General features: G+C 69.6%; 4 protein-coding genes and 1 pseudogene. 2 read left to right on the top strand and 3 right to left on the bottom strand.

Annotated elements, in window-relative coordinates; genetic code table 11:
* The 3 genes and pseudogenes from JHN63_RS49595 to JHN63_RS54940 form a co-directional block, all read right to left on the bottom strand.
* Positions 1 to 170 (bottom strand): PhzF family phenazine biosynthesis protein (locus JHN63_RS49595; RefSeq protein ID WP_200691711.1); only part of this gene is annotated, 170 nt, incomplete at its 3' end.
* 66 nt (positions 171 to 236) lie between these two features.
* Positions 237 to 776, bottom strand: coding sequence for a hypothetical protein (locus JHN63_RS49590; RefSeq protein ID WP_200691710.1), 540 nt, complete (start codon positions 774 to 776; stop codon positions 237 to 239).
* Between the two features lie 697 nt (positions 777 to 1,473).
* Positions 1,474 to 2,580 (bottom strand): annotated as a pseudogene (locus JHN63_RS54940) (serine/threonine-protein kinase); the annotation flags it as partial.
* A 196-nt stretch (positions 2,581 to 2,776) separates the two neighbouring features.
* Here JHN63_RS54940 and JHN63_RS49580 point away from each other — a divergent pair.
* Positions 2,777 to 3,052, top strand: coding sequence for a hypothetical protein (locus JHN63_RS49580; RefSeq protein WP_033282228.1), 276 nt, complete (start codon positions 2,777 to 2,779; stop codon positions 3,050 to 3,052).
* A gap of 212 nt (positions 3,053 to 3,264) precedes the next feature.
* A complete protein-coding gene (locus tag JHN63_RS49575; protein WP_200691709.1) occupies positions 3,265 to 3,474 on the top strand; it encodes a hypothetical protein in 210 nt (69 codons plus the stop codon).
* Positions 3,475 to 3,662: the final 188 nt, after the last annotated feature.

The following is a 3,662-nucleotide window of genomic DNA, read 5'->3' as shown; positions in this document are numbered from 1 at the left end:
GCGGACAGGAACGCGGTCTCCGAGTACCCCAGTTCGGCGGCGACGGCCAGCATCTCGCTGTCGTCCAGGGCGGCGGCGTCCAGTACGACACCGGCGGGGTTTCCGCCGTCGGGGTCGCTGGAGAAGGCGGTGTATCGCAGAACCTCGGGCTGTGGTGATCGCGTCGTCATACGGCACAGTCTTCCGGATACGGCTCCGGACACCGCACCGTGAACCGCCTTTCCCCCGCGAACGGTTCAGCGAGGCGTCTTGACGTAGGCGTACGGGGCGCAGACATAGGTGTTGTGGTGATCGGCGGCCCGCAGGGCGGCGGTGAGGCGCTCACGCGGTTTGAGGCCGAGCGCGGCGGTGGCGTGCAGGGCGCCGAGAGCCAGGTCGTCCCCGGAGCCCACAGCGGCGTATCCGTCGAGGGGCTCACCGACTTGGTAGTCGCCGTGGATCTCGAAGAGCCGGCCGTGCACGCCGACGAGGAAGACGCCCGCCTGTTCCTGGTCGGAGTCCTTGCGGGCCCAGCCACCGTCCTTGAGGCAGGTGCGGACGGCGTTGATGAAGCTGGTGGCCATGAATCGGTCGAGATCGCCTTCGGGCTGTGGCGCCGCGAACGCGTGGTGCAGGAGCTGGCCCATACGGAACGAGGTGGTGAACCCCAGTACATAGGGGCCGTTGGCGAAGACCTTCGGGTCGCGGCGGATCGTGAGCTGCGATCCGCTGCTGCCCGCGGAGTCTCCGGCGAGATGGACACGCCCGCGATGGACCAGGCCGACGATGACGGTCAAGTCACCACCTCCAGAGGCTCGTTGGGTCCTTGGTCGATCTGCATGGACCCGTTCTGCCCTCCACCCGGGCGGAGTTACCCCTTCCGCATCGTCAGTCCGTCGCCAGCTCGGTCGCGGTGAAGCGCTCGAAACCCGCGTGGTAGGCCGTGCCCCGCGGGTCGGTCGCGCTGTAGTGGAAGGCCGCCACACCGCAGCCCCGGGCGTCGAAGGCGGCGCCGGTGTAGGAGGCGACCCGGGTGCCGTCGACGGCGAGTTCCACCTTGATCCGGTCCTGCCCGGCGGCGGAACAGGTCATCGTCATGTCGACCTGCTGCTGGCTCCTCACCTTCAGGCCCACGTCCGCGAGGTTCACCTCGACGACCCGGTCGTGCTGGAACTTCCCCTTGAACCGGAACTCCCGGACGATCAGGGCTTCTTGGTCCGTGGTCAGGTAGGTCGCCCAGCGGGAGCCCTTCCAGTAGTTCCCCGAGCCGTTGCACCACAGCCCGACCCCGCCCTCGCCGCCGTACCACTCCGTCTGGGTGCTCAGCCGTACCGCGAACGAGGAGGGTTCGAAGGGCGCCTGCGGCCACACCTCCAGCTCGGATCTGGGATCCACCAGCATGGTCCCGCCCTCGTGCGTGACCTTCGCCAGGGCCGGGTCCTTGTCCAGCCAGTCGCCGGAGTCGGTCAAGTCGTCGGTGTAGGAGAGGAGTTGGGTGCCAGAGCCATGGGTCTGCGGGCGGCCGCCCTCCGTCGCCGATCCCCCCGAGGTGGTGCTGAGCACGACGGCGAGCAGCACGGCCACGGCGGCGCTGCCGGCCGCGAACGCCCACAGCCGCAGCTGCCTGGTGCCTCTGCCGGAGCCCGCGCCGCCGCGCACGGGTCCGGGCGGTCGGGGCGGCGGTACCGCCGACGTACCCGTGACTGTCCGCATGGCCTCGATCGCCCCCGCCGCCCCCACGACGTCCGCCGCTCCCATCGCACCCATCGCACCCACCCCGCCTACCGCTTCCGCGAGTTGGGTGACGAGTCGGGCGGCGGTGGGACGTTGCGCCGGGTCCTTGCGCAGGCAGTCGGCGATGGCCGAACGGACCGGCTCCGGCACCTCCGGGAGATCCGCGTCGCGGGTGCACACGGCGACGAGCACCTCGTAGTCGCCCTCCCCCTCGAAGGGATGACGTCCCGTGGCGGCGAAGTACAGCGTGCCGCCGAGGGAGAACACGTCGGAGGCAGCCGTCACCGGGAGCGACTTGGCCTGCTCGGGCGACATGTACGCGGGCGAGCCGAGCACACCGCCCGGTGTGGTGAGCGCCGTCTCGCGCGACCGTTCGTCACGGGCGATACCGAAGTCGATGATCCGCGGGCCCTTGGGGGACAGCAGGATGTTGGACGGCTTGAGATCCCGGTGGACGACACCGGCCTCATGCACCGCGACGAGCCCCTCCGACAGGGCGGCCCCGATCGCGGCGACCTCGGCCGCCCCCAGCGCCCCCTCGTCGGCGACCTTGTCGTGCAGGGAGGGCCCGGGCACGTACTGCGTGGCGAACCACGGCCGATCGGCCTCAAGATCCGCCGCGACCAGCCGGGCCGTGCACCCACCGCGAATCCGCCGGGCGGCCGAGACCTCGCGCGCGAACCGCGAACGGAACTCCTGGTCCTCGGCCAGATCCGGCCGGATGACCTTCAGCGCGACCCGCTGTCCCTTGCGGTCGGAGCCCAGATAGACGACGCCCATTCCGCCCGCGCCGAGCCGTCTGTGAAGCCTGAACGAGCCGACGACGCGCGGGTCCTCGCGCCTCAGGCGCATCATCGCCATGTTCATCCCCGCTGCCCGGTCCGTGTGACGAGCGACAGCTTACGTTTCCTCAACCGCCCGCGCGCAAAGGCCGCGCCCTCTCGGACCGACGGATTGTCAGTGCCGGGTGGGAAACTTGAAGGGTGGTCAGAGGCCGTGCGAACAGCAGGACTTCGTACCGTCCCCGATCCCAACCAACCATCACAGAAGGGGGATTGAGCGCGTGAAGGGTGATCGCGTCGAGATAGTGGTGGACGCCGGCGACACAACACGTACATATGAGGTGGTGGCGAGCAGGGCGGGCCGTCGGGTGGAGACGGCGGTACGCCGAGGGGTGGTGGAAGTGAGCGAAGTCACCCGCAGCGGCTCCGTCGTGCGCACCGCCCGCTTCATGGCGACCAGGGTCCTCGCCCTGGTCGAGCAGCCGGTCCCGCGCGAGGACAGCTCAGAGAAAGCGGGGCACACCGGACTCCCCCTCCGGGAAGACCCCGAGACCTAGGACTCCGTCTCCACCCAGGGGAGTACTTCGCAGGTCATTGCTCATCCTCCGGGAGGCCCGCCAATCGGTACGAGGGCATGACGACCCGCACCCGCCGCCCACCTAGATTTGAGGTCAAGCGGCGGGTGCAGCACTCGTCCCCCGAGGTCAGACACCCGCCGCTGCCAACGACAACTGAGTTCGGTCAACGGAGCACGGTCAGGAGAGGGACCATGGCCTACACGGCACCGCGGGCATTGATCCGCGAAGAGGGACGCAAGGCGTACAACGCGGCGTTCCGCACCCGCCGCACAGGCCGTCGCCACCCACTGGTGGCGACCTTGATGGCCCTTCCCCTGGCGGTCCTGCTCCTCGTCGTCTTCGACGGCTGGGAGACCGTGGCCACACAGGCGTCGTCCGTGGGAGTGATGCTGGGGCGCTGAGCGGCGACCCCAGGCCCGGAAGAGCGGTCCGGGCGGGGACATCAACCCATGAAACCCCGTGGGGACGGGGGTGCGGCGGACGGCAAAAAAAGCCGGCGCAGCTGGGGAGCTGCGCCGGCTTTGCTTTGCCCTTTTGACGGGTCCTTCTCGATACCGGTCGGCATCATCAGCCCGTCCGGCGTTTGAGG

It is taken from the genome of Streptomyces sp. MBT65 (assembly GCF_016612545.1).
GTDB lineage: Bacteria > Actinomycetota > Actinomycetes > Streptomycetales > Streptomycetaceae > Streptomyces.
The sequence above is the reverse complement of the archived record's forward strand: the minus strand, read 5'-3'. Positions and strand labels throughout refer to the sequence as shown.

Coding starts and splice junctions, on each gene's coding strand:
- JHN63_RS49575 (WP_200691709.1), top strand. CDS start 3,265: ATGGCCTACACGGCACCGCGGGCATTGATCCGCGAAGAGGGACGCAAG.